Raw genomic sequence first — 25,194 nt, 5'->3', positions numbered from 1 at the left:
GGATCTTGCTGGGCCGCCACTTGAGCTGGTAGTAGGCACCCAGCGAAATGCCTTCGGCGACTTGCAGCGAGCCCGAGATCTGCTCGACCGGCAGCAGCACTTCCTTGAACTGCCAGCCCGGCACGGAGACGATCTTGGCGACGTCGACCGGCCCCTGCGCGTTGGCAATGCCGTTCTGGCCGAAGAACAGGCTTTCGCCCCATTGCAGCGTGTGGCGGCCGATGCGCACCGTGCTCTTCATGCCACCGACCTCGCCCTTCACGTAGACGAAGGCGTCGAGGAACTCACCGCTTTGGCCATGCTGGCGGCGGGTGTCGGGCAGGAAGTCGTTGCTGGCCTGGCCGCCAAAGGTGTTGGACGTCGGGATCACCGGGCCGAGGGCATTGCCGCCGGCATACAGCGCGGTGCCGGCATAGCTGTTCTGGCGCAGATAGACCGAGTCGCGCCAGGCGTTGCCGCTCACACGGGCACCCCAGCCGGGGCCGGCGAGGTCGATCTCGGCCAGCAGGTCGAAACGGTTGGAGATCTGGCCGCGCTTGAAGTTGTGGTCGCCGTCGTCTTCATTGACGGTGCCGGGGTCCTTGGCCACGTCCAGCCGCGTCAGCGCGTCGGACGGGTTCTTCAGCCGCACGGCGGTGCTGTACTTGGGCGTCAGGTCCAGGCGCAGCTTGTAGTCGCTGCTGGGCAGCTCGATGTCGAAGGCGTGGGACGCGGTGGGCAGGGCGAGCGCTGCCGCCACCGCCAGCGCATGGCGGGTGTGTCTTGTCATGTTGTCTCCTCGGTTGTGGGTGCGGGCTCAGCGGCCCGCTTGGAACTTCAGTAGTAGGTCGACGCCAGGCCGCCATCGACCGGCAGGTTGATGCCGCTGACCCAGCGCGACTCGTCGGCGCACAGGAAGGCGACCACCGGCGCGACCTCGTCGGCCAGCGCGGGGCGCTTGATGCGGTGCGAGTCCTTCTGCACGCGCTCCTCGCCGAGCATCTGCACGAAGTCGCCGAGGATGGGCGTCAGCACCGGGCCGGGCGCGACGCAGTTCATGCGCACGCCGCTGCCCAGGAACCATTTCTGCGACTGGGTCAGGGTCCAGACGATCAGCGCTTCCTTGAAGTACTGGTAGCAGGTCTCCTGCGGCACTGGCTTCTTCGCGAGGAAGGCCAGGCCTGCCTCGAAGTTCGGCGTCTCGGCCAGGGCCTTGTGGATGTCGAGGCGCGCCGGCCACTCTGCGCCCAGGATGGAGGCGATGTTGACGATGGCGCCGCCCTGGGGCAGGCGCTCCATCGCGCGGGTGCAGAGGTGGCGCAGGCCGAGGTAGTTGACGCGGGCCACCAGGTCCACCGGCGCGGTGCCGGGCACGCCGGCGATGTTGCACAGCGCGTCGAAGCGCTCGGGCAGCAGCTTGAAGGCGGCGTCGATGGCGGCCTGCTCGGACAGGTCGGCCTTGATGAAGCCGTCCAGCGTCAGCAGCGGCTCGTTGCGGTCCACGCCGATGACGCGGGCGCCCTTCAGGCGCAGGAAGCGCGCGGTCTCGGCGCCGATGCCGGAGCTGACGCCGGTGATGACGATGGTCTTGCCTTGGAAGTTCATGCTTGTCTCCTGTTGGTTTGTTGTCGCGTTCAGAACGGAAACTGGGGCGGTGTGTCCTTGACGGTCAGCCACTGCCAGGTGCTGAACTGCTCCCAGTCGCCGGGGCCGCCGTGCGAGTTGCCGTTGCCGGCGATGCCGGGGCCGCCGAAGGGGTTGACGGCGTCGTCGTTGACGGTCTGGTCGTTGATGTGGACCATGCCGGCGCGCAGTTGGTTGCCCACCGCCAGCGCGCGGCCCACCGACTTGGAGATCACGCCTGCCGCCAAGCCGCCGTGGCCGGTGTTGGCCAGCGCCACGGCCTCCTCGTCGGTCTTGAAGGTGACGAGGTTGACGACCGGGCCGAAGGTCTCGTCATCGAAGGTCGGCATGCCGGGCTTCACGCCAGCCAACACGGTGGGCTTGTAGAAGAGACGGTCGTAGCTGCCGCCCGCCAGCAGCTGGGCGCCGGCCTTGACGCTGGCCTGCACGGCGGCATGCACGCGGTCGCGCTGGCGTTCGTCGATCAGCGGGCCCAAGGCGACCTGGCCGGTCGCGCCATCGCCCACCGGCAGGTGCTGGGCCTTGGCGACGAGGCGCTCGGTGATGGCCGGCGCGATGGATTCGTGCACCAGCACGCGGTTGCTGGCCATGCAGATTTGGCCCTGGTGCAGCCAGGCGCCCCAGGCGATGTTGCTGGCGGCGAGGTCCAGGTCGGCGTCGTCGAGCACGACGAGGGCATTGCTGCCGCCGAGTTCCAGCGAGACCTTCTTCAGATGCTTGCCTGCCAGCTCACCGATGGAGCGACCCACGCCGACCGAGCCGGTGAAGGAGATCATCGCGACGGCCGGGTCGGTCACCAGCGCCTCGCCCACGTCGGCACCGCCAGGCAGCACGTGCAGCAGGCCCGCCGGCAGGCCGGCCGCCTCGAAGACCTGGGCGATCATGAAGCCGCCGCTGACCGGCGTGCGCGGGTCGGGCTTGATGATGACGGCGTTGCCCGCGGCCAGCGCCGGGGCGACGACGCGCAGCGTCAGGATGAGCGGGAAGTTGAAGGGCGAGATGACGCCCACGACACCCAGCGGCACGCGCCGGGCGATGGACATGCGGCCCGGCGTGCTGGGCAAGACCTGGCCCTGCGACTGCAGCGGCATGGACGCGGCGATCTGGCAGAAGGCGATGGCCTCGCGCAGCTCGTGCTGGCCCTTGGGCAGGATGGCGCCGCTCTCGCGGGTGACGAACAGGGCCAGTTCGTCGAAATGCTGCTGGAACAGCTGGGCGGCGCGCAGGAAGACGGCGGCGCGCTCGCGCGGCGGCAGCGCAGCCCAGGCGGCCTGGGCGGTGGTGGCGGCAAGGGTGGCGGGCGGCACGTCGGCGGCCACGGCGCGGCCGGTGCGCACCAGCACGGCGCCCGTCGCGGGCTCGATCAGGTCGGCGGCCTGCGAGGCGGCGCGCCARCCGCTGCTGTACAGGTGTTCACGCCACAGGGTGGGGTCGAGTAGGGGCTGAGGGGTCATGGCGGGGCTGCTGAGGTGGGTTGCGAAAAGCGCGAACTCGGTGCTCGCTTGCCCACTTGCAGTGCAACGCGTGTGCCACGCCATGCCAGTGCGCCACGCCAGCAAGGTGCACGGCGGCACCACGACCGATCGTTTTCAGAGTGAAAACATCGGTCACCCCTGGGACTTTCCCTGGCCCCCGTAAAGGAGCCGCATCTTCGGGTTATCCCCTCACCCAGATATTTATCAAATGAAAACAATTCGAGGGAGTGACAAACCGCCGACCTGCTCAATTCATCACCTCATGACCAAGCCACCTCGCATCTCCCTGGCCGAAGTGGCCCGCCAGACCGGCACCATGCTGAAACGGGGCGATAGCAAGCACTTCGTCCAGGACCAGGCGCCCACGATGGGCGACCTGACCGAGTCGCTGTTCTTCTCACCGGGCGATGGCCGCATCTGGCTGAACGACCAGCGCATGCTGCTGCTGCACAGCTCCTCCGTCGGGCACCTGCGCCGCGAGCTGATCGACACCCTCGGCATGGAGCGCGCGCGTGGCCTGCTGACGCGGGCCGGCTATGTGTCCGGCGCCCGCGACGCCCAACTCGTGCGCGAGCGCTGGCCGAATGCAGACGCGGCCAACGTCTTCATGGCGGGCACGCGGCTGCATGCGCTCGAAGGCGTCGTCAAGGTGACGCCGCTGGCCTTCGACTTCGACATCAACCGAGGCACCTACGAGGGCGAGTTCCTGTGGGAACACTCCAGCGAGGATGACGAGCACATCAGCGCCTACGGTGTCGGCACCGAGGCGGCCTGCTGGTCGCAGGTGGGCTATGCCACCGGCTATGTGACCAGCCTGTTCGGGCAACTGGTGATCTTTCGCGAGATCGAGTGCCGCTCCATGGGCGCGAGCGTCTGCCGCGTGATCGGCCGCCATGCTGCGGCCTGGGGCGACATCAGCGAAGACCTGCGCTATCTGGAGGCCAAGGAATTCCACCGGCTGAACGCCGCCGAGTCCACGCCCGTCGAGGCGCCGCCGGCTGCCACTCCCACGGACCCTGAAGAACGGCCCAGCGCCGAGCGCCACGACATCGTCGGCGCGTCGTCGGCCTTCACGTCCGCCTGCCACCAGCTGGCCCGCGTGGCCGGCACGCGCGCCACGGTGCTGTTCACCGGCGAGTCGGGCGTCGGCAAGGAAGCCTTCGCGCACCGGCTGCACCGCATCAGCCCGCGTGCCGCCCAGCCCTTCGTCGCCGTGAACTGCGCGGCCATTCCCGAGACGCTGATCGAGAGCGAGCTCTTCGGCGTCGAGCGCGGCGCGTTCACCGGGGCCAGCCAGTCACGCCCCGGGCGCTTCGAGCGGGCGGACGGCGGCACGCTGTTCCTCGACGAGATCGCCACGCTCAGCCTGGTCAGCCAGGGGAAGCTTTTGCGCGCGCTGCAGGAGGGCGAGGTCGAACGGGTGGGTGGCACGCGCACGTTGCAACTGGACGTGCGCGTCGTCGCCGCAACCAACGTGGACCTGCAGGCCGAGGTGCGCGCCGGGCGCTTCCGCGAGGATCTTTTCTACCGCCTSRACGTCTACCCSATCCACCTGCCGCCRCTGCGCGAGCGSCGCGACGACATCCCGCTGCTGATGACGCATTTCCTGCGTCGCGAAGCGCAACGCCACGGTCGCCACCCGACCGGCTTCACGCCACGCGCCGTGCGGGCCATGCTGCACTACGCCTTCCCGGGCAACATCCGCGAGCTGCAGAACCTGGTGGAGCGCGGCGTCATCTCGGCCGAGGACGACCAGGCCATCGACGTGGCCCACATGTTCCGCCGCGAACAGCTCAGCGATGAGGCCCTGCTGACCATCGGCGCCCATGGCACGCTGCAAAAGGCGGCCGCGCCGCCGCCGCGCCTGCTCGACCTGCTCGGCGAGGCGCTGCAAACCGGCGGGGCCGGCCACGTCGAGCTGGACGCCATCGAACGCCAGCTATTGCAGGAAGCCACCGAGGCCGAGAACGGCAACCTCGCCGCCGCCGCGCGGCGGTTGGGCATCACGCGGGCGCAACTGGCCTACCGACTGCAACGCGCCGCCCAGCCGCCTTCACCCGGCTGAAGCGCCCTAATCAGTTGTTTTAGGAAATCAATTGCCACCACCGTGGCGAATGAAGACTCGGCCCGCCGCAGACGAACTTCTGCACTTATAAGGTTGATCTCGTCGATTCAAGGATCAAGAAGTCGGGGCAAACCCTAGATGCAGGTCCGATGATTTAGTTAATACTGTTAATCATCAACAGCCTCGAAGCTGGCCTGCGCCAGCCGCACCCATGCCCGACTTCTCCGCCCGATTCGACGACCACTGGTTGCTCGGTGGCGCGCGCACGCCCTGGGTCGATTACTGCGGCGCGCTTGCCGAGATCTCTCCCATCGACCTCGGCATCAAGGCGGCCCGCGCCGCACTGGAGCGCACCGGCGTGGCGGGCAGCGCCATCGACTCGGTGGTCACGGCCTCCATGGCACAGGCGTCCTTCGATGCCTTTGTGCTGCCGCGCCACATCGGCCTGTACGCCGGCGTGCCCATAGCGGTGCCGGCTATCGGCGTGCAGCGCATCTGCGGCAGCGGCTTCGAGATCATTCGCCAGGCGGCCGACCAGATCACCCTCGGCTACGCCAGCCTCGCGCTGGTGGTGGGCGCGGAGTCGATGTCGCGCAACCCGATCTGCGCCTACACCCACCGCAGTGGCTTCAAGCTCGGCGCGCCGGTCGACTTCAAGGACTTCCTCTGGGAGGCGCTCGACGACCCCGCCGCCAAGGTCTCGATGATCCAGACGGCCGAGAACCTGGCGAAGCAGTACGGCATCACCCGCGCCGAAGTCGATGCCTACGCTGCCGCCTCTTTCGAGCGTGCGTTGCGCGCCCAGGCCGACGGCTTCCTCGCGGGCGAGATCGCGCCGGTGACGAGCGAGCGCTTCGATCTGGCGGGCTACGAGTCGCGCGGCATCAAGCTGCCGCGCAAGGTGGCCGCCGCGGACCGCGACACCCATCCCCGCCCCTCCTCGCCCGAAGCCCTGGCGGCACTGCGCACGGTCTACGAGGGCGGCGTGCAGACGGCCGGCAACTCCGCAGCTCTGGTCGACGGCGCAGCGGCCGTCGTCGTGGCCTCCGGCGCGCAGGTGCGTGACCGCGGGCTGAAGCCGCTCGCCCGGCTGCGCGGCGCGGCGGCAGCCGGCGTGCCGCCGGAGATCATGGGCATTGGCCCGGCACCGGCCATCCGCGCGCTGTTGAAGCGCTGCGAGCTGAAGCTGTCGGACATCGACCTTTTCGAGATCAACGAGGCCCAGGGCGCCCAGACCCTGGCCTGCGTGAAGGAGCTCGGCCTGGACCTGGCCAAGCTCAACGTCAACGGCGGCTCCATCGCCCTTGGCCACCCGCTCGCCGCCACCGGCGTGYGCCTCACCCTCACCGCCGCCCGCGAACTGCAACGCCGTGGCGGCCGCTACGCCGTCGTCTCCGCCTGCGTCGGCGGCGGCCAGGGCATGGCCTTGCTCATCGAGAACACACAAGCATGAAGATCATCACTGCCGACCAGGTCGGCCCCCTCGTCAAAGACGGCGCCACCCTCTTCCTCGGCGGCCTGGCCATGATGGGCCTGGCCGAGGAGGCGTTGCAGGGGCTGGAGCGCCACTTCCTCGCCACCGGCCATCCGCGCCAGCTCACCACCTGGGCCTGCGGCGCCATCGGCAACGCCGGCAGCGGCGGCATGGCCCATTTCGCCCACGCGGGCATGATCAAGCGCGTCGTCGCCGGGCACTTCGGGCAGACCGGCAAGGCCATGATGGCCATGGTCCATGCCGGCGAGGTCGAGGCCTACAACTTCCCGCAGGGCTCGCTGTCCAGCCTCACGCGCCACATCGCCAGCCGCTCGCCGGGCCTGCTGACCAAGGTGGGCCTGGGCACCTTCGTCGACCCGCGCCTGGAGGGCGGCAAGCTCAATTCGGCAGCGCGGGAAGACCTCGTGCGCCTGGTCGAGTTCGAGGGCGAGGAATGGCTCTTCCATCCCTCGCCACGCATCGACGTCGCCTTCATCCGTGCCACCTATGCCGACGAGCGCGGCAACCTCAGCCTGGACAAGGAAGGCGTGCTGCTGGAGCAGCTGTCCATCGCCCAGGCCGCGCGCGCCTGCGGCGGCATCGTCATCGCCCAGGTCGAGGCCGTCGTGGCCGCCGGCAGCCTGCATCCCAAGAGCGTCAAGGTGCCCGGCCTGGTGGTGGACTATGTCGTCGTCGCCAAGCCCGAGAACCATCTACAGACCATCACGACGGCCTTCAACCCGGCGTTCAGCGGCGATGTGCGCGTGCCGCTGGGCAGCATGCCGGCCATGCCGCTGGACGAGCGCAAGGTCATCGCCCGCCGTGCCGCCATGGAATTGCAGCCGGGTGCCGTCACCAACCTGGGCATCGGCATCCCGGCAGGCGTCCCGTCGGTGGCCGCCGAGGAGGGCGTGTCCGACCTGCTCAACCTCAGCGTGGAGTGCGGCGTCAACGGCGGCGTGCCGGCCCAGGGCGGCGACTTCGGCATGGCCTACAACCCCGAGTCCATCATCGAGCAGGGGTCGCAGTTCGACTTCTACGACGGCGGCGGCCTGGACTGCAGCTTCCTGGGCCTGGCCCAGACCGACCGCCACGGCAACGTCAACGTCAGCAAGTTCAACGGCCGGCCCGTGGGCTGTGGTGGCTTCATCAACATCACGGCCTCCACGCCTCGCCTCGTGTTCTGCGGCAGCTTCACCGCTGGCGGCGTGGACCTCGCCGTGGCCGATGGCCAGCTGCACATCCGCCAGGAGGGCCGCGCGCGCAAGTTCGTCGAGCAGGTCGAGCAGATCACCTTCAACGGCCGCGATGCCGCACGGCGTGGCCAGGAGGTGCTGTTCGTCACCGAGCGCGCCGTGTTCGCGCTGCGCCCTGAAGGCCTGGAGCTGACCGAGATCGCACCCGGCATCGACCTCGAGCGCGATGTGCTGGCCCACATGGAATTCCGCCCGCTGATGCGCGACGTGAAGACCATGGACGCCGGCCTCTTCCAAGCACACTGGGGCGGCCTGGCCGCCGCTCTCTCCAAGCAGACCCACGCATGAACGCCGCCACCGACTTCCTCCCCGCCAGCGGCCTGCTGGCCCAGCTCGACCTGCTGCGCATCGAGCATGCCGGCGCCGTCACGCACCTGTGCCTGAACCGCCCGGCCAAGCGCAATGCCATCAACGAGGAGCTGATGCGCCAGCTGCACACCGCCCTGCTCAACCTGCCGGCGTCGACCAAGGCCCTGGTCATCAGCGGCGAGGGCAGCCACTTCTGCGCCGGCCTGGACCTGTCGGACCTCGCCGAGCGCAGCGTCGCCGAGGGCGTGCTGCATTCGCGCGGCTGGCATGTCGTCATGGATGCCATCCAGTTCTGCCGCGCGCCGGTCGTCGCTGCGGTGCATGGCGCCGTGGTGGGCGGCGGGCTGGAGCTGGCGGCCGCCGCGCACATCCGCGTGGCCGACGAGACCGCCTACTTCGGCCTGCCGGAAGGCCAGCGCGGCATCTTCGTCGGCGGTGGCGGCTCGGCCCGCATCCCGCGCCTGGCCGGCGTGGCCTGCATGAGCGACATGATGCTGACGGGCCGCGTGCTGGACGCGAACGAAGGCGAACGGCGCGGCCTGGTGCAGTACGTCGTGCCGGCCGGCGAGGCCGTGGCCAAGGCCATCGAGCTGGCCGGCCGCATCGCGCAGAACGCGCCGCTGTCCAACTTCGCCGTGACCCAGGCCCTGCCGCGCATTGCCGACCTGTCGCAGGCCGACGGCCTCTTCATGGAGTCGCTGATGGCGGCCATCGCCCAGGGCGACGACGTGGCCAAGCAGCGGCTGCAGGACTTCCTGCAGAAGCGCACGCCCAAGGTCGTCAAGTCATGAAGCCGCGCTACCGCCCGGTCGCCATCGGTGGCTGCCTGGACAACGCCAGCGTCGAGCACCGCGCCGACGGCGGCTTCGTGCTGCGCTCAACCGAGCCGCTGGCGGCCTACCCGGGACATATGGGCGAGCGTCTGTTGCACTGGGCACAGGTGGCGCCGGACCGGCTGCTGGCAGCGCAACGCGAGGCGAACGGCGGCTGGCGCTGCATCAGCTACGCCGAGATGGTCGAGCGGGCACGCTCCCTCGGCCAGGCCTTGCTGGACCGTGGCCTGGGCGTCGAAAAACCCCTGGTCATCCTGTCCGACAACGACCTGGAGCACCTCAGCCTGATGCTGGGCGCCATGTGGGCCGGCATCCCCAGCGTCAGCATCTCGCCGGCCTATTCGCTGGTCTCGACCGACCACGGCCGCCTGCGCCACATCCTCGCCAAGGCCACGCCGGGCGCGGTCTACGCGGCGGACGCGGGCTATGCCCGCGCAATCGAGGCCACGGTCACGGCGGACACCCGCGTCATCCTCGGCGAGGGCCGGCTCGAAGGCCGGGCCACCGAGCGCTTTGCCGACCTGCTCGACACGCCACCCGGCCCCACGCTCGACGCCGCCCACGCGCAGATCGGCCCCGACACCATCGCCAAGCTGATGTTCACCTCGGGCTCGACCAAGGCGCCCAAGGGCGTGGTCATGACCCAGCGCATGTGGTGCGCCAACCAGCAGATGACGCTGCAGGCCATGCCCTTCCTGGCCGAGCAGCCGCCCGTGGTGCTGGACTGGCTGCCGTGGAACCACACCTTCGGCGGCAACCACAACCTGGGGCTGGTGCTCTACAACGGCGGCAGCCTCTACATCGACGAGGGCCGGCCCGTGCCGGGCCGCTTCGAGGCCACGCTGCGCAACCTGCGCGAGGTGGCGCCGACGATCTTCTTCAACGTGCCCAAGGGCTTTGACGAACTCATCTCCGCGCTGCAGGCCGACACCGCGCTGCGCGACCACTTCTTCAGCCGGCTGCAGTTGGTCGAGTGCGGCGGCGCGGGACTGTCGCCGAAGACGCTGGACGCCTTCAACCAGCTGGCCGAAGCCGCCATCGGCGAGCGCATCCGCATCGCGGCGGGCCTGGGCATGACCGAGACCGCACCCACATGCACCTTCGCCATCCCTGAGGAGGCCCGCGCCGGCTTCATCGGCTGGCCCGTGCCCGGTGTCGACGTGAAGCTCGTCCCCACGGGCGACAAGGCCGAGGTGCGCTTTCGCGGCCCCAATGTCATGCCCGGCTATTGGCGCGAGCCCGAGCTGACGCAGGAAGCCTTCGACGATGAGGGCTACTACTGCACCGGCGACGCCGCCCGGCCCTGCGACCCCACCGACCCCACGCAGGGTCTGATGTTCGACGGCCGCATCGCCGAGGACTTCAAGCTCTCCACCGGCACCTTCGTCAGCGTCGGCCCGCTGCGCGCCCGCGTCATCGCCTTGGGCTTCCCCTGCGTGCACGACGCCGTCGTCACCGGCATCGGGCGCGACGAGATCGGCCTGCTGATCGTGCCGCGCGTGAACGAAGCCCGCCGCCTGGCTGAACTGCCCGACACCGCCGCCACCGCAGACGTGCTGAACCACTCGACCGTGCGTGCCTTCTTCGAGGCGCTGGCCAACCAGCTCTGGGTGCAAGGCACCGGTAGTGCCACCCGCCCGGCCCGGCTGCTGCTGTTGGCCGAGCCGCCGTCCATCGACGGTGGCGAGATCACCGACAAGGGCTCGATCAACCAGCGCGCCGTGCTGAGCCGCCGCGCGGCCCTGGTCGAACTGCTGCACGAGGCCCCCGTGGGCCACCCCGACGTCATCACCCCGCACCGCTGAACACCATGAACATCTCTGGACAAACCGCCCTCGTCACCGGCGCCGGCTCCGGCCTCGGCGAAGCCGTGGCACGCGCCCTCGCGGCCCAAGGCGCCCGCGTCGCCCTGCTCGACATCAACGAAGCCGGCGCCCAGCGCGTGGCCGCCGACATCGGCGCCGACCGCGCGCTGGCGCTGCGCTGCGACATCACCGACGCGGCATCCGTCACCGCCGCGCTGGATGCCGCCGCCGCTGCCTTCGGCCCGGCCCGCATCCTGATGAACATCGCCGGCATCGGCAGCGCCAAACGCATCGTGCAGCGCGACGGCTCGCCCGCGCCGCTGGAGGACTTCGAGCGCGTCGTGCGCATCAACCTCATCGGCACCTACAACGTGACGCGCCTGGCTGTCAGCCGCATCGTTGCGTTAGCCCCGTTGGCTGACGGTGAGCGCGGTGTCATCGTCAACACCGCCTCGGTCGCGGCCTTCGACGGCCAGGTCGGCCAGGAGGCCTACTCGGCCTCCAAGGGCGGCATCGTCGGCATGACGCTGCCGCTGGCACGCGACCTGGCGCAGTTCGGCGTGCGCGTCTGCACCATCGCGCCGGGCCTGTTCGCCACGCCGCTGATGAAGGAGCTGCCGGAAGAAGTGCAGCAGTCGCTCGCCGCCTCCATCCCCTTCCCCAAGCGCCTCGGGCTGCCCGAGGAGTTCGCTGCGCTGGCCCTGCACATCGCCAGCAACGGGCACCTGAACGGCGAAGTCATCCGCCTCGACGGCGCCCTGCGCATGGCGCCGCGCTGAAGGACTCCTCATGTTCATCACCAACACCTGGTACGTCGCCGCCCGCAGCGACGAGGTCGGCACCGACAAGCCGCTGGGCCGCAAGGTCTGCAACCACGCGATGGCCTTCTTCCGCAACAGCGCCGGTAACGTCAGCGCGGTGGAGGACTTCTGCCCCCACCGCGGCGCGCCGCTGTCGCTGGGCAGCGTGCACGGCGACACCCTCGTCTGCGGCTACCACGGCCTGGCCATGGGCGGCGACGGCAAGACCGTCGCCATGCCCTGCCAGCGCGTGCGTGGCTTCCCCGCCATCCGCAGCTTCCCGGTCCATGAGGCGCATGGCTTCATCTGGGTCTGGCCGGGGGAGGCCACCCAGGCCGATGTGGCCCAGTTGCCCGCCTTCGAATGGCTGGGCAACCCCGCCTTCGGCTACGGCGGTGGGCTGTACACAATAGCCTGCGGCTACAAGCTGATGGTCGACAACCTGATGGACCTGACGCACGAGACCTATGTGCACGCCAACAGCATCGGCCAGAAGGAGATCGACGAGATCCCGTGCACGACGCGCGTCGACGGCGACCACGTCATCACCGAGCGCCATATGCAGGGCATCGAGGCGCCGCCGTTCTGGAAGATGGCCCTGCGCATGAACGGCCTGCCCGACGACCAGCCGGTGGACCGCTGGCAGATCTGCCACTTCACGCCGCCCAGCCACATCATGATCGAGGTGGGCGTGGCGCTGGCCGGCCAGGGCGGCTATGAGGCACCCGACGCAGTAAAGGCAGCGAGCTGGGTGGTGGACTTCATCACCCCCGAGACCGACACCTCCATCCACTACTTCTGGGGCATGGCGCGCAAGTTCAAGCCGCAGGACGAGGCGCTGACGGCCCAGATCCGCGAAGGCCAGGGCAAGATCTTTGCCGAAGACCAGGAGATGCTGGAGCGCCAGCAGCTCAACCTGCTCGCCTGGCCGCAGCGCCAGCTGCTGATGCTCAACATCGACGGCGGCGGCGTGCAGTCGCGCAAGGTCATCGATCGCGTGATGGCAGCGCAGGCATGAGCGGACTGATCACGGTCCGCATCGAGGCCAAGACCGCGGTCGCGCAGAACGTCTGCGCCCTCACCCTCGTGGCTGCCGATGGTGGCGCCCTGCCCGCCTTCACGGCCGGCGCCCACCTCAACGTCCACCTGCCCGGCGGCATCGTTCGTCAGTACTCGATCAGCAACGACCCCACAGAGGCCGACCGCTATGTGCTGGGCGTGCTGCTCGAAGCGTCATCGCGCGGCGGTTCGCGAGCGGTGCACGAGGTGTTGAGCCCGGGGCAGACGCTGCAGATCAGCGCACCGAAGAACCACTTCCCGCTGGCGGCGCAAGCCCGCCGCAGCCTGTTGATCGCCGGCGGCATCGGCATCACGCCCATCCTGGCAATGGCTCGCCAGCTCGCGGCTGATGGCGCGGACTTCGAACTCCACTACGCGGCGAGCAGCGCCGAGCGCATGGCCTTTCGAGCGGAGATCGAGGCGAGCGCCTGGGCTGGCGCTGCGCGTTTTCACGTGGCTGGCGACCGCCTCGACGTGCAAGCACTGCTGGCTACTCGCGATGCCGACACCCACGTCTACGTCTGTGGCCCCAAGCGGCTGATCGATGCGGTAGCCGACGCCGCGAAACGCCACGGCTGGCCAGAGGGTCGGGTCCACCATGAGTTCTTCGCGGGCGCGCCGGCGGCCTCGACCGGTCAGGACGGCCCATTCGAAATCGAACTTGCGCGCAGCGGCCGCGTGATCCTTGTTGGCGCCCATCAGACCGCCGCCCAGGCCCTCATCGCCGCGGGCGCACCCCTGCTGACCTCCTGCGAGCAAGGCGTCTGCGGCACCTGCCTGACGCGGGTGATTGGCGGGGAACCCGAGCATCGCGACCTGTACCTCACGCCCGAGGAGCAGGCCGCAAACGACCAGTTCACGCCTTGCTGCTCACGGGCGCGCAGCAGTCGCCTGGTGCTCGATTTGGGTTGAGCCACCCCGGCGTTGGATTGACGACTTTTTCAGCGCCGGGCGCTGGCCATCCACGTCCAGCCCCCATTCGCGCAACGCCCCCTCGCTGACCTGCGCCGTGATGGCCTGATGGCCCACCCTGCGGCTGGCCGTGCCACGCGCCGCGACACTGTCGTCGGCGCCCACGACCGACCGTGAAGGCCGCACTGGCGCTCGGTCAGCATGGCGCAACCAACGATTGCTTTTTTGCTTTACTTTGTGCGTCGCTCAAATTAATATTTGGTCTGACCGCATTTGATAGAAAATAAAGCCCGGTCCGACCAAGCAAACGGAGGAGACAAACACGTGCTGGCCGAAGCGACGGGGAGCCAACAGCTGCTGAAGACCGATCTCACACCTCTGCTCCTCATTGGCGCAGAGGTTGGCATTGAGTCCGTGCGCACTGTCGCCACTTCGCTGGCGGGCGAGATTCAAGGTTGCGTGACCGCTCGCTACGGGGCCAGTCCGACCGCCGAGGCCTGCGTGGCCAGTCTCGCAAGCGCGCTACAGGACTTGCACAGGCAGGTCCGCCCTGGCCAGCAAGTCCTCGGCATCGGCATCGGGTTGCCGGGTAGCATCGACGAGGCGCAAGGCATCGTGAACTTCGCCCCCCATCTGGGCTGGCGTGACGTGCCCATCGCCGCACTATTGAGTGAGAAGCTTCGCGGCACCTCGCTCGCCGATGCCCCGCTGTTTGTGCAGAACGAAGCCGACATGGCCGCGCTGGGAGAACTGGAGTTCAACCCCACCCCTGACTCGGACCCGCTCTTGTATGTCTCCATCAACCAAGGCATCGCCGCTGGTGTCATCGTGGGAGGTCGTCTGCTGACTGGAAGCCGGGGATACGCAGAGGAGGTAGGTCATATGGTCCTGCAGTTCAATGGGCCTCTGTGTTCCTGCGGGCGGCGCGGTTGCGCTGAAGCCATGATCGCGACACGGGCCGTCCAGCGCGGCAGCGCCGGCACCGCCGTTCGACACTCGCTCGGCGAGGTGCGCGAACACCTTGCCTCAAAGGATCGCGAAACACTGAAAGCGGTCACCTCCGCTGGCCACCATCTGGGCATGCTGCTGCTGAATCTGGCGACCGCCTATGACCCGGGCTGCATCGTCCTTGGCGGCTCCGTCACCGAACTGGGCGCGCCATTCCTGCAGCCGGCGCTGGATGTACTGGACGCTCACAACACTTTCGGCAGTTCCGCCAGTCCGACGGTCCGCACCTCCCGGTTTGGCCTGAATGCCGTTGCCATTGGCGCGGCTGCACTGGTTCGCTACCGCCTGACGCACCCCGCCCTGCCTTCGGCAAACGGCGGCAGTGCCGTCACGGTCTCTTAGAAGGTCACTGATGTATCTCGGCATCGATCTCAGCTGCACCCAATCACCGTGACTGCCCTCTTCTCTCCCGACCCCGAACGCCATGCGCGCCTGGCCCCCCGCCTGGCGCGTTTCCGTGACCTCTACCGCCGCCTGCGCGGTGCCTGACCCCCGAGTTATGACGAGCTATTTCCAMSMCATCGCCCCGATCCGCTTCGAGGGCGCCGACAGCCAGAATGACCTGGCCTTCAAGCACTACGACAAGGACCGCATCGTCCTGGGCCAGCGCATGGAGGACCACCTGCGCTTTGCCGTGTGCTACTGGCACAACTTCGTCTGGACSGGCCTGGACCCGTTCGGCGGCGCCACCTTCGAGCGCCCCTGGTTCCAGGGCGGCAGCCCGATGGAGCTGGCCAAGCTCAAGGCCGACGCSGCCTTCGAGTTCTTYGMSAAGCTSGGCGCGCCCTACTACTGCTTCCATGACCGCGACGTCGCCCCGGAAGGCGCCACGCCGCGCGAGAGCCACGAGAACTTCCTGCGCATGGTCGACGTGCTCGGCGAGAAGCAGCAGGCCACGGGCTTGAAGCTCTTGTGGGGCACGGCCAACCTGTTCAGCCACCGCCGCTTCATGAGCGGTGCGGCCAGCAACCCCAACCCCGAGCTGTTCGCCATGGCCGCGCTGCAGGTGCGCGACGCGATGGACGCGACGCTGAAGCTCGGCGGCGAGAACTACGTGCTGTGGGGCGGCCGCGAGGGCTAYGAGACGCTGCTGAACACGCGCCTGGGCCAGGAGYTGGACCAGCTCGGCCGCTTCCTGAACATGGTSGTGGAGTACAAGCACAAGATCGGYTTCAAGGGCGCCATCCTSATCGAGCCCAAGCCGCGCGAGCCGTCCAAGCACCAGTACGACTTCGATACCGCSACCGTGTACGGCTTCCTCGTCCGCTACGGCCTGGAGAAGGAAGTCAAGGTCAACATCGAGGCCAACCACGCCACGCTGTCGGGCCACAGCTTCGAGCATGAGATCGCCACGGCCGGGGCGCTGGGCATCCTGGGCAGCCTGGACATGAACCGCGGCGACCCGCAGCTGGGCTGGGACACCGACCAGTTCCCCAACAACGTGCCRGAGACGGCGATCGCGCTGTACCACGTCATCCAGGCCGGCGGSCTGGGCTCGGGCGGGTTGAACTTCGACGCCAAGGTGCGCCGCCAGTCSATCGAYGCCGAGGACCTGTTCCACGGCCACATCGGCGGCATGGAYGTGTGCGCSCAGGCGCTGCTGATCGCCGAGAAGATGGTCAACGACGGCCGCCTGAAGGCCGCCGTGGACAGCCGCTACGCCGGCTGGGACGCGCCTGCCGGCCAGGACATCCTCAGCGGCCGGCGTTCGCTGACCGAGCTCGCCGACCAGGTGCTCGCCGCCAACACCGACGTGGCGCCCGTCTCCGGCCGCCAGGAAGTCTTCGAGAATCTCGTCAACCGCTTTTGCGGCTGAACGCCTCGCTGGGCGTTGGAGAAACCCTTATCACTCGCCCAGCGCATCTTTCGCTGAGCAAATGACCGCCCCCCAAACACACACGGAGACATCATGCGTCGCACCACTTTTCTCGCACTGAGCGCTTTGTTGACGCTCGCACCCTGCGCACCGCTGCTGGCACAGGGCAAGGGCACCGTTGGCATCTCGATGCCGACCAAGGGCTCACAGCGCTGGATCGCCGACGGCGACAACATGGTCAAGAGCTTCAAGGCGCTCGGCTACCAGGTCGACCTGCAATATGCCGATGACGAGATCCCCAACCAACTCGCCCAGCTCGAGAACATGGTCACCAAGGGCGTCAAGGCCCTGGTCATCGCCTCCATCGACGGGTCCACGCTGTCCGGCGTGCTGCAGAAGGCCGCCGAGAAGGGCGTCAAGGTCGTCGCCTATGACCGCCTGATCCGCGGGTCCAAGAACGTCGACTACTACACCACCTTCGACAACTTCCAGGTCGGCGTGCTGCAGGCCGAGTCCATCGTCAACCGGCTCGGCCTGAAGCAGGGCAAGGGGCCCTTCAACCTGGAGGTGTTCGCGGGCTCGCCCGACGACAACAATTCGGGCTTCTTCTACGACGGCGCCATGAGCGTGCTCAAGCCCTACCTGGACAGCGGCAAGCTCGTCGTGCGCAGCAAGCAGCTGGGTGCGATGAAGGTCGGCATCCTGCGCTGGGACACCGCCACCGCCCAGGCGCGCATGGACAACCTGATGTCGGCCTTCTACGGCAAGGAGAAGCTGCATGCCGTCCTGTCCCCCGCGGACATCCTGTCGATCGGCATCATTTCTTCCTTGAAAGGCGTCGGCTACGGCAGCGCGAGCCAGCCCATGCCGGTCATCACCGGGCAGGACGCCGACTTGCCGTCGGTCAAGGCCATCCTGAGGGGTGACCAGGCTTCCACCGTCTTCAAGGACACCCGCCAGCTGGCCAAGGTCACGGCCGACCTCGTCGATGCGGTGCTCAGCGGCCGCGCGCCGCAGGTGAACGACACCAAGACCTACAACAACGGCACCAAGGTCGTGCCGTCCTATCTGCTCAAGCCTGTTGCAGTCGACGCCACGAACTGGAAGCCCGTGCTCGTGGACAGCGGCTATTACAAGGAAAGCCAGCTGAAATGAACCTGCCCCTCGCCCAACCTCGCGTCGCTGAACGCGAGCAAGTCTGGTCGGTCCCCCGCGGGGACGGCGATGCTTGCGGCGTCGAGCCGCAAGAACATCGCCAGTGCGGGCCGGCTAGGGAGCGGCCCGGCGCTCGTCCCGCTGTGTACTCAACGGGCAACTGAAATGGAAACCGCAGGCAATCAGCCGAGCGCGCTGCTGGAGATGCGCGGAATCGGCAAGAAGTTCCATGGCGTGGTCGCCCTGAAGCATGTCGACCTGGCCGTCCAGCGTGGGCAAATCCACGCCGTGGTCGGCGAGAACGGCGCCGGCAAGTCCACGCTGATGAAGATCCTCTCGGGTGTCTACCCGCACCCGGACTACGAAGGCGAGATCCGGTTCGGCGGCCAGCCGCAGCGCTTCTCCGGCATACGCCAGAGCGAAGCGCTCGGCATCGTCATCATCCACCAGGAGTTGGCGCTGATTCCGCAGCTCTCCATCGCCGAGAACCTCTTCCTCGGGCACGAGCGCGCCCAGCGCGGCGTGATCGACTGGACGCGCACGCACGAGCAGGCCGTCGAGCTGCTCCGCCAGGTCGGGCTTCAGGAGTCACCGAATACGCTGGTGGGGGACATCGGCGTCGGCAAGCAGCAGCTCGTGGAGATTGCCAAAGCGCTCGCGAAGGACGTGAAGCTGCTGATCCTCGACGAGCCCACAGCCAGCCTCAACGAGGATGACAGCGCCGCGCTGCTCGAATTGCTGAAACGGCTGCGCGGCCGCGGCGTCAGCTGTGTGCTGATCTCCCACAAGCTCAACGAGATCGCCGAAGTGGCCGACGCCGTCACGGTGCTCCGCGATGGCTCGACCATCACCACGATGGACTGCAGGGAGGCGCCGCCAGCGGAGGCGGCCATTGTTCGCGCCATGGTCGGGCGAGACATGCAGGACCGCTATCCCAAGCGGCAGTCCAACCCAGGTGAAGTCCTGTTCGAGCTGCGCGACTGGTGGGTCGAGCACCCGCTTCACGTGGGCCGCGAAGCCATCAAGGGCGTCAATCTGAATGTTCGCCGCGGCGAGATCGTCGGCATCGCCGGCCTGATGGGCGCGGGCCGGACCGAGCTCGCGATGAGCGTGTTCGGCCGCTCCTGGGGGCGCCGCATCCGCGGTTCCGCCTGGATGGGCGGGCAGCAGGTCGACGTCTCGACCGTCCGGCGGGCCATCAAGTCAGGGCTGGCCTATGTCACCGAGGACCGCAAGGCCCTGGGGCTGGTGCTGCAGGAAAGCATTGCCCGCAACACCAGCCTGTGCCGGCTGGAAGGCGTCTCTCGCTTCGGCGTCATCGACGAGGCGCAGGAGAGCACGGTGGCAAATGACTTCCGGCAGCGGCTGGCCACCCGCTGCGCCAACGTCCAGCAGGCCGTCGGCGACCTGTCCGGCGGCAACCAGCAGAAGGTGGTGCTGGCCAAGTGGCTGTTCACCGACCCCCAGCTGCTCATCCTCGACGAACCCACCCGCGGCATCGACGTCGGCGCCAAGTTCGAGATCTACAGCCTGATTGCGAGCCTGGCCGCCCAGGGTCGGGCAATCCTGATGATTTCGTCGGAGCTGCCCGAGCTGCTGGGCCTGTGCGACCGCCTTTACATGATGAACGAGGGCGAACTGGTGGCTGAAATGCCGGCTGCCGGCGCCACCCAGGAAACCGTCATGCACGCCCTCTTGGGCACCCATTGAAACCCATCCTCATGTCTTCCTCTTCCCTGCGCAATTTCCTGGCATCGCACCTGCGCGACTACGGCATGCTGCTGTCGCTGGTCTGCATCATGGGGTTCTTCCAGGTGCTCACCGACGGCACGCTGCTGCAGCCGTTGAACCTGACCAACCTGTTCCTCCAGAACAGCTACATCGTGGTCATGGCCCTCGGGATGCTGCTCGTGATCGTCGCGGGCCACATCGACCTGTCGGTCGGTTCCATCTGCGGCTTCATCGGTGCCCTGGCAGCCATTCTGATGGTCGAGCAGGGTTGGCCCGTGCTGCCGGCCGCAGCCGTGTGCCTGGTCGCCGGCGCCCTCATTGGCTGCCTGCAGGGGTGGTTCGTCGCCTACCTGAAGATCCCCTCGTTCATCGTCACCCTCGCGGGCATGCTGGTGTTCAAGGGGCTGGCGCTTGCCCTGCTCGGCGGCCAGTCCATCGGCCCCTTCCCGGAATCCTTCCAGCTACTCAGCAGCGGCTTCCTGCCCGACTGGCCGGCGGGCGAGGAGCGTCATCTCAGCTCCCTCGTCATCGGCTTCGGCCTGGTGGCATGGCTGGCCTGGCGGGAGCTGGCCACGCGCCGCAAGGCCGCAGCGCTCGGCGCGGCGTCCGAGCCGGCAGCGCTCTTCGGCCTGCGGCTGCTGACCCAGTCGGCCGCACTGGCCGGGGTGGTCTGGCTGCTGGCCTCGTACAAGGGCCTGCCCAATGTGCTGCTGCTGATGGGCATCCTGATCGCCGCCTACGTCTTTGTGACCCGCCGCACGACGCTCGGCCGGCGCATCTACGCCCTCGGCGGCAACGAACGTGCCGCCCGGCTGTCCGGCGTCCCCACCGAGAAGCTGACGTTGCTGTGCTTCGCCAACATGGGCGTCATGGCGGCACTCGCTGGCCTGGTTTTCGCGGCCCGCCTCAACACGGCCACGCCCAAGGCAGGCCTGGGCTTCGAGCTCGACGTGATCGCCGCCTGCTTCATCGGCGGGGCCTCGGCGTCAGGCGGCGTCGGCAAGGTGCTCGGCGCGGTGATCGGCGCCTTCATCATGGGGGTGATGAACAACGGCATGTCCATCCTCGGCGTGGGCATCGAATGGCAGCAGGTCATCAAGGGCGTCGTGCTGCTGGCTGCCGTGGTTTTCGACGTGTACAACCGCCGAAAAGGTGGGTGACGTCCCGGCCGCTGGTCGATGACCGGCGCCAGCTACCCTACCCCCGCGGTATCCGCTGCGGGCTGTGGCACACCGCAGCGGCGTGCCTCAGGCGGCGCCGGTTCCCTCGCCGACCCAGCGGCCCAGAGAGGCCAGCAGATGTGAGCACATGGCTGCAGCTGCCGCCTGCGGGTTGCGGGCTTCCAGCGCGTGATAGATCGCCTCGTGCTCCGCGAGTGCGGCCTGCCAGGTGTGCGTGGACTCGGCCTGGCCACTCATGCGTGACGCGATGGGGCTGTGACGGCCGTCGAAGAGCGTTCCCACCACGCCGACCAGGACGGAGTTGCCAGCCATCTCGGCAATGCTCAGATGAAAGCGCCGGTCCGACTCGACAGGCTTGCGGCCACTGGCATGGTCCTCACGCATGGCGTTCAACGCGTCCTCGACGCGTTGCAAGGATGCCTTGCTCACCCGCGCTGCCGCGAGCGTGATGATCGCGCTCTCCAGCACGACACGCGCCTGCGCCAACTCGGCAGGGCTTTCGCCCAGCGATGAGGTTGCGACTTCGCCATTCATGGGCGGCGCGCTGACGTACACACCCGAACCGCCGCGGATCTCCACGCGGCCGTCGATCTCCAGCGCGATCAGCGCCTCGCGCAGCGACGGCCGCGAAACGCCGAGTTGCAGCGCCAATTCCCGCTCCGCTGGAAGCCGCCCCCCCGTGGAGATTCCCTCCGCGTCGATCAGCGCACGGATCTTGTCGGCGACCAGCTGATATTGCCGACGCACTTCGCCGACGCGGTGTTGGTTGGGCATTGGAACCAGCGCTCGTTGTTAATTGGACAGACCAAATGGTATCGCAATCAATCTCGCGCGCCGCACCGCTCATCGCCGACACCCAGTGAAACGATATTGGGGAATACACCGGTAAGACCAATCCAAGAGGATATGGCAAAGTGGCTTGACCAAATTGGTTTGACCAGCCATCGTGCCAAAAGCGACGAACCGAGCGCAATGACAGCGTTGCCAGCACGGAGGACGCTCGAAGCGCCAAGGCAGGAAGGCGGACCGTTGGACAGGGAAGAGCAAGCCGGGCCGCAGAGCCCCCGAGAGCAACCACCAGAGACAAGATGAACACGCACCGATCAAAACGGACGCCGACGAAGTGGTCGACTCCATCGTCGCCGAAGACATCGGCAAGCTGCCCGACAAGGCGATCGGTGAAATGCTGCAGCGGCTCGCTGACATGAGCGTCGATCGCACGATGTCCAGCGTCAGGTCGCTCAACGTCATCGTCGGCAGACGTTGAAGTCCCTTCCTTGCGAATGAGCATGAACAACAGCACCCCCACGTCCCGCCGCCGGTTCGTCACCTCGGCCGCGCTGCTGCCGATGCTCAGTGCCCTGCCCCACTGGGTGCAGGCCGGCGCGGCCGGCATCGGCGCTGATGCACTCAGCCTGTGGTACGACCAGCCCGCCGGCCCGTGGATCGAGGCCCTGCCGGTCGGCAACGGGCGCCTGGGCACGATGGTCTTCGGGCGCCCGGCCCAGGAGCGGCTGCAGTTCAACATCGACACGCTGCATGGCGGCGGGCCCTACGTCCAGGACAACCCGAAGTTTCGCGAGGCCCTGCCGCAAGTGCGCGCCCTCATCGACCAGGAACGCTGGAAGGAGGCCAACGAGCTCGTCTCCGAGGCGCTGATGGGCAAGCCCATCAAGCAGATGCCCTTCGGCGCCGCCGGCGACCTGCTGCTCGACTTCCCCGGCGTGAAGGCCGCAGCGCGCTATCGGCGCAGCCTGGATCTCGACAGCGCCATCGCCACCACCAGCTTCATCGACGGCAGCGGCCGCCACCGGCGCGAGACCTTCTGCAGCGTGCCGGACCAGGTGACGGTGATCCGGCTGGAGATCGAAGGCGACGGCACGATCGACCTGGACCTCGGCTATCGCCATCCCGACTACCAGCCCTATGGCGGCTTCGGCGACACCAAGTACGACAAGGATGGCGTCGTCTTCGTCGGCGCGCCGTGGGACCACCGTGAATCTCTCTTTGCAGAGAAGCGGCCCGGGTCGCTGGCCGTCCGCGCCGACGGCAGCGACGCGCTGCTGATCGAGGGCCGAAATGTGCAGGCCTTCGGCATCCCGGGCCAGCTGCGCTATGCGCTGCGCGTGCAGGCGGTGGGCGATGGCCACATCGAGGCCAGCGGCGACCGGCTGCGCGTGCGCGGCGCGCGCCAGCTGACGCTACTTGTCTCCGGCGAGACCAGCTATGTGAACTGGCAGGACACCAGCGGCGACCCCGTGGCCGCCGTGCGCCAGCGCACCGCCGCTGCCGCGCGCAAGCCGTTCACCAAGCTGCGCGACGACCATCTCAAGGCCCACCGCGCCTTGTTCCGCCGCCTGCACATCGACCTCGGCGGCCACGAGGCCAATGCCCGCTCCACCGACGCCCGCATCAAGGGCGTGCCCCGGCAGCCCGACGCCGCGCTCGCCGCGATGTACGTCCAGTACGCGCGCTACCTGCTGCTGTCGTCCTCGCGCCCGGGCAGCCAGCCGGCCAACCTGCAGGGTGTGTGGAACGAAGTGCTGCACCCGCCCTGGGAAGGCAAGTACACGATCAACATCAACACCGAGATGAACTACTGGCCCGCCGGGCCGGCGAACCTGGGCGAGTGTGTCGAGCCGCTGCTGAAGATGGTGGAGGACCTCGCCGTCACCGGCGCGCGCACGGCCCGCAACAGCTACGGCGCGCGCGGCTGGGTCGCGCACCACAACACCGACCTCTGGCGCGCCACCGCGCCCATCGATGGCCCGCTGTGGGGCATGTGGCCCACGGGCGGCGCGTGGCTGTGCACGACGCTGTGGCAGCACTACCAGTACAACCCGAGCCCGGCCGTGCTGCGCCGGCTCGTGCCGCTGTTCAAGGGCGCCTCGCTGTTCTTCCTCGACACGCTGGTCGAAGACCCCAAGGGCCGCGGCCTCGTCACGTCGCCCTCGCAGTCGCCGGAGAACAACCACCATACCGACATCGCACTGTGCGCCGGGCCGGCAATGGACCGCCAGATCCTGCGCGACCTGTTCGACGCGGCCATTGCGGCACAGGCACAGCTTGGCGAGGACGACCCGGCATTCACTGCTGCCGTCCGCAAGGCGCGAGCCCGCCTGCCGGCTGATCGCATCGGCGCGCAGGGCCAACTGCAGGAATGGCTGGAGGACTGGGATGCGTCGGCCACCGACCAACAGCACCGCCATGTCTCGCACCTCTACGCCGTCTACCCCAGCGAGCAGATCAACGTGCGCGACACACCCGCACTGGCCCAGGCCGCGCGCAAGACGCTGAACACCCGCGGCGACGAAAGCACCGGCTGGGCCACCGCCTGGCGGCTGGCGCTGTGGACGCGCCTGGGCGACGGCGAGCGGGCCTACAAGGTCCTGCAAGGACTGCTGGGGCCGGCTCGCACCTATCCCAACATGTTCGACGCGCATCCGCCCTTCCAGATCGACGGCAACTTCRGCGGGGCTGCTGCCATCCTGGAGATGATCGTGCAGTCCTGGGGCGGCGAGGTGCATCTGCTGGCCGCCCTGCCCAAGGCCTGGCCAGCAGGCGCCTTGCACGGCGTGCGTGCGCATGGCGCCCTGACGCTGGACGTGGACTGGAAGGAGGGGCGACTCAGCCGCCTGCAGCTGCGTGGACCGGCGCTCGCCAAGGTCGCGCTGCGCTACCGCGGCCAGCACCTCGAACTCCGCCTGAACAGCCAAGGCCGCGCCCGCGTGGGCGCGGCCGACTTCGAACACCCCGAGGTCGAGCCCAAGCACTGAGCCGGCCTCTCCATAACGCTCGTGACCGGAGGAGACAACCGGCCGAGCACCTTCACCAGAAAGGTAGAACCATGAGACTGAAGTTGGGAACCCTGATGCTCGCCTTGGGAGCCGTTGCCGGCTCGCCAGCCCTGGCACAGACATGCACACCGACGGCCATCACGCCCTATGTCAAGGTCAACGGCACGTGGACCCAGACGGCGTCGGCCACCATCAAGACCGGCGCCTCGGCCATCCTCGGCCCACAGCCGACATCCGGCGGCATGTGGAGCTGGAGCGGCTGCGGCACCGCCGGTGCGTCGCGAGAGCAGACCATCCAGCCGCCCGCGGCCTGCACGGCCACCGCCACCTACACCAACAGCTGTGGCGCCAAGACCCAGCAGGCTTTCTCCATCAAGGTCGGCACCTGGGCGAGCGCGAAGTTCGGCGGCGGCGGCTACGTCAGCGGCCTCGTCTTCCACCCGACCACCGCCAACCTGCTGTACGCACGCACCGACGTCGGCGGCGCCTACCGCTGGAACCAGGGCACGTCGTCCTGGGTGCCCATCACCGACGGCCTGGGTTTCGGTGCAGCCGAGGCCCGGTACCACGGCGTCGAAAGCATGGCCGTCGATCCGAACAACGACCAGCTCGTCTACATGGCCACCGGCATGTACGTGTCTGAAGGCAACGGCCGCCTGTACATGTCCAGTAACCGCGGCGACACCTGGACCTCCGCCGCCCTGCCCTTCCCGCTGGGTGGCAACAACCCCGGCCGGGCCATCGGCGAACGCCTGATGGTCGATCCCAACAAGCCTTCGACGCTGTTCTACGGCTCGCGCACGGCCGGCCTGTGGAAGAGCACCGACTCGGGCCTCACCTGGGCGCAGGTCACGTCGTTGTCGACCCTCAAGATGACCGCGGACCAGATCAACGC

At 68.2% G+C, this 25,194-nt stretch carries 19 protein-coding genes and 1 pseudogene; 16 read left to right on the top strand and 4 right to left on the bottom strand.

Translation table 11 applies throughout. The features are described from left to right. The 3 genes from ACXJKJ_RS27170 to ACXJKJ_RS27160 form a co-directional block, all read right to left on the bottom strand. On the bottom strand, positions 1 to 769 hold a 769-nt coding region (locus tag ACXJKJ_RS27170; protein WP_457393961.1), incomplete at its 3' end, for a DUF1302 domain-containing protein. 47 nt (positions 770 to 816) lie between these two features. Beyond that, entirely contained in the window at positions 817 to 1,584 is a 768-nt protein-coding gene (locus ACXJKJ_RS27165; RefSeq protein WP_457393958.1) for a coniferyl-alcohol dehydrogenase, read from the bottom strand. A 29-nt stretch (positions 1,585 to 1,613) separates the two neighbouring features. Then, the gene (locus ACXJKJ_RS27160) at positions 1,614 to 3,077 is read right to left on the bottom strand and encodes a benzaldehyde dehydrogenase (protein WP_457393956.1); all 1,464 of its coding nucleotides are present in this window, start codon (positions 3,075 to 3,077) and stop codon (positions 1,614 to 1,616) included. A 283-nt stretch (positions 3,078 to 3,360) separates the two neighbouring features. Between ACXJKJ_RS27160 and ACXJKJ_RS27155 the strand changes: the two genes are divergently transcribed. The 13 genes from ACXJKJ_RS27155 to mmsB all read left to right on the top strand — a co-directional run bounded on the left by ACXJKJ_RS27155 (position 3,361) and on the right by mmsB (position 20,481). After that, positions 3,361 to 5,163: a sigma 54-interacting transcriptional regulator gene (locus ACXJKJ_RS27155; protein ID WP_457393954.1), complete on the top strand. Its 1,803-nt coding sequence runs from the start codon at positions 3,361 to 3,363 to the stop codon at positions 5,161 to 5,163. A 211-nt stretch (positions 5,164 to 5,374) separates the two neighbouring features. Continuing rightward, positions 5,375 to 6,616: a thiolase family protein gene (locus ACXJKJ_RS27150; protein ID WP_457393952.1), complete on the top strand. Its 1,242-nt coding sequence runs from the start codon at positions 5,375 to 5,377 to the stop codon at positions 6,614 to 6,616. Then, complete coding sequence (locus ACXJKJ_RS27145) at positions 6,613 to 8,181, top strand: acyl CoA:acetate/3-ketoacid CoA transferase (protein WP_457393949.1); 1,569 nt, start codon at positions 6,613 to 6,615, stop codon at positions 8,179 to 8,181. The genes ACXJKJ_RS27150 and ACXJKJ_RS27145 overlap by 4 nt, the downstream gene beginning before the upstream one ends. Then, complete coding sequence (locus ACXJKJ_RS27140) at positions 8,178 to 8,993, top strand: crotonase/enoyl-CoA hydratase family protein (RefSeq protein ID WP_457321354.1); 816 nt, start codon at positions 8,178 to 8,180, stop codon at positions 8,991 to 8,993. Before ACXJKJ_RS27145 ends, ACXJKJ_RS27140 begins: the two co-directional genes overlap by 4 nt. Further along, positions 8,990 to 10,840, top strand: coding sequence for a feruloyl-CoA synthase (locus tag ACXJKJ_RS27135; RefSeq protein ID WP_457321353.1), 1,851 nt, complete (start codon positions 8,990 to 8,992; stop codon positions 10,838 to 10,840). Before ACXJKJ_RS27140 ends, ACXJKJ_RS27135 begins: the two co-directional genes overlap by 4 nt. A 5-nt stretch (positions 10,841 to 10,845) precedes the next feature. After that, positions 10,846 to 11,619 carry an SDR family NAD(P)-dependent oxidoreductase gene (locus ACXJKJ_RS27130; protein ID WP_457321351.1) on the top strand — a complete coding sequence of 258 codons (774 nt, stop codon included), beginning with the start codon at positions 10,846 to 10,848 and terminating at the stop codon, positions 11,617 to 11,619. 10 nt (positions 11,620 to 11,629) lie between these two features. Then, positions 11,630 to 12,658, top strand: a complete 1,029-nt coding sequence (locus ACXJKJ_RS27125) for a Rieske 2Fe-2S domain-containing protein (protein ID WP_457393947.1) — start codon at positions 11,630 to 11,632, stop codon at positions 12,656 to 12,658. Further along, the gene (locus tag ACXJKJ_RS27120) at positions 12,655 to 13,611 is read left to right on the top strand and encodes a PDR/VanB family oxidoreductase (RefSeq protein WP_457354758.1); all 957 of its coding nucleotides are present in this window, start codon (positions 12,655 to 12,657) and stop codon (positions 13,609 to 13,611) included. Before ACXJKJ_RS27125 ends, ACXJKJ_RS27120 begins: the two co-directional genes overlap by 4 nt. 324 nt (positions 13,612 to 13,935) lie before the next feature. Next, a complete protein-coding gene (locus ACXJKJ_RS27115) occupies positions 13,936 to 14,961 on the top strand; it encodes an ROK family protein (protein ID WP_056197482.1) in 1,026 nt (341 codons plus the stop codon). 157 nt (positions 14,962 to 15,118) lie between these two features. After that, positions 15,119 to 16,435 (top strand): xylose isomerase, encoded by a 1,317-nt coding sequence (gene xylA / locus ACXJKJ_RS27110; protein WP_457393944.1) that lies wholly within the window; start codon positions 15,119 to 15,121, stop codon positions 16,433 to 16,435. A 93-nt stretch (positions 16,436 to 16,528) separates the two neighbouring features. After that, entirely contained in the window at positions 16,529 to 17,590 is a 1,062-nt protein-coding gene (gene chvE / locus ACXJKJ_RS27105; RefSeq protein ID WP_056194679.1) for a multiple monosaccharide ABC transporter substrate-binding protein, read from the top strand. Between the two features lie 165 nt (positions 17,591 to 17,755). Next, entirely contained in the window at positions 17,756 to 19,300 is a 1,545-nt protein-coding gene (gene mmsA, locus ACXJKJ_RS27100; protein WP_056194681.1) for a multiple monosaccharide ABC transporter ATP-binding protein, read from the top strand. 11 nt (positions 19,301 to 19,311) lie between these two features. Next, entirely contained in the window at positions 19,312 to 20,481 is a 1,170-nt protein-coding gene (gene mmsB, locus ACXJKJ_RS27095) for a multiple monosaccharide ABC transporter permease (protein WP_082532513.1), read from the top strand. 87 nt (positions 20,482 to 20,568) lie between these two features. Here the strand turns inward: mmsB and ACXJKJ_RS27090 are convergent, their stop codons facing one another. Further along, positions 20,569 to 21,276, bottom strand: a complete 708-nt coding sequence (locus ACXJKJ_RS27090; RefSeq protein ID WP_457324122.1) for a FadR/GntR family transcriptional regulator — start codon at positions 21,274 to 21,276, stop codon at positions 20,569 to 20,571. Positions 21,277 to 21,625: 349 nt separating this feature from the next. Here ACXJKJ_RS27090 and ACXJKJ_RS27085 point away from each other — a divergent pair, with 349 nt between their 5' ends. From ACXJKJ_RS27085 to ACXJKJ_RS27075, 3 genes and pseudogenes are all read left to right on the top strand, one after another. After that, positions 21,626 to 21,769 carry a hypothetical protein gene (locus ACXJKJ_RS27085; RefSeq protein ID WP_157281291.1) on the top strand — a complete coding sequence of 48 codons (144 nt, stop codon included), beginning with the start codon at positions 21,626 to 21,628 and terminating at the stop codon, positions 21,767 to 21,769. Between the two features lie 22 nt (positions 21,770 to 21,791). Next, positions 21,792 to 24,278 carry a glycoside hydrolase family 95 protein gene (locus ACXJKJ_RS27080; RefSeq protein WP_457393941.1) on the top strand — a complete coding sequence of 829 codons (2,487 nt, stop codon included), beginning with the start codon at positions 21,792 to 21,794 and terminating at the stop codon, positions 24,276 to 24,278. 71 nt (positions 24,279 to 24,349) lie between these two features. After that, positions 24,350 to 25,194 (top strand): annotated as a pseudogene (locus tag ACXJKJ_RS27075) (hypothetical protein); the annotation flags it as partial.

It is taken from the genome of Roseateles sp. P5_E1 (assembly GCF_054049335.1).
Note: the sequence above shows the minus strand (reverse complement) of the source record. Positions and strands in the feature narration are given on the sequence as shown.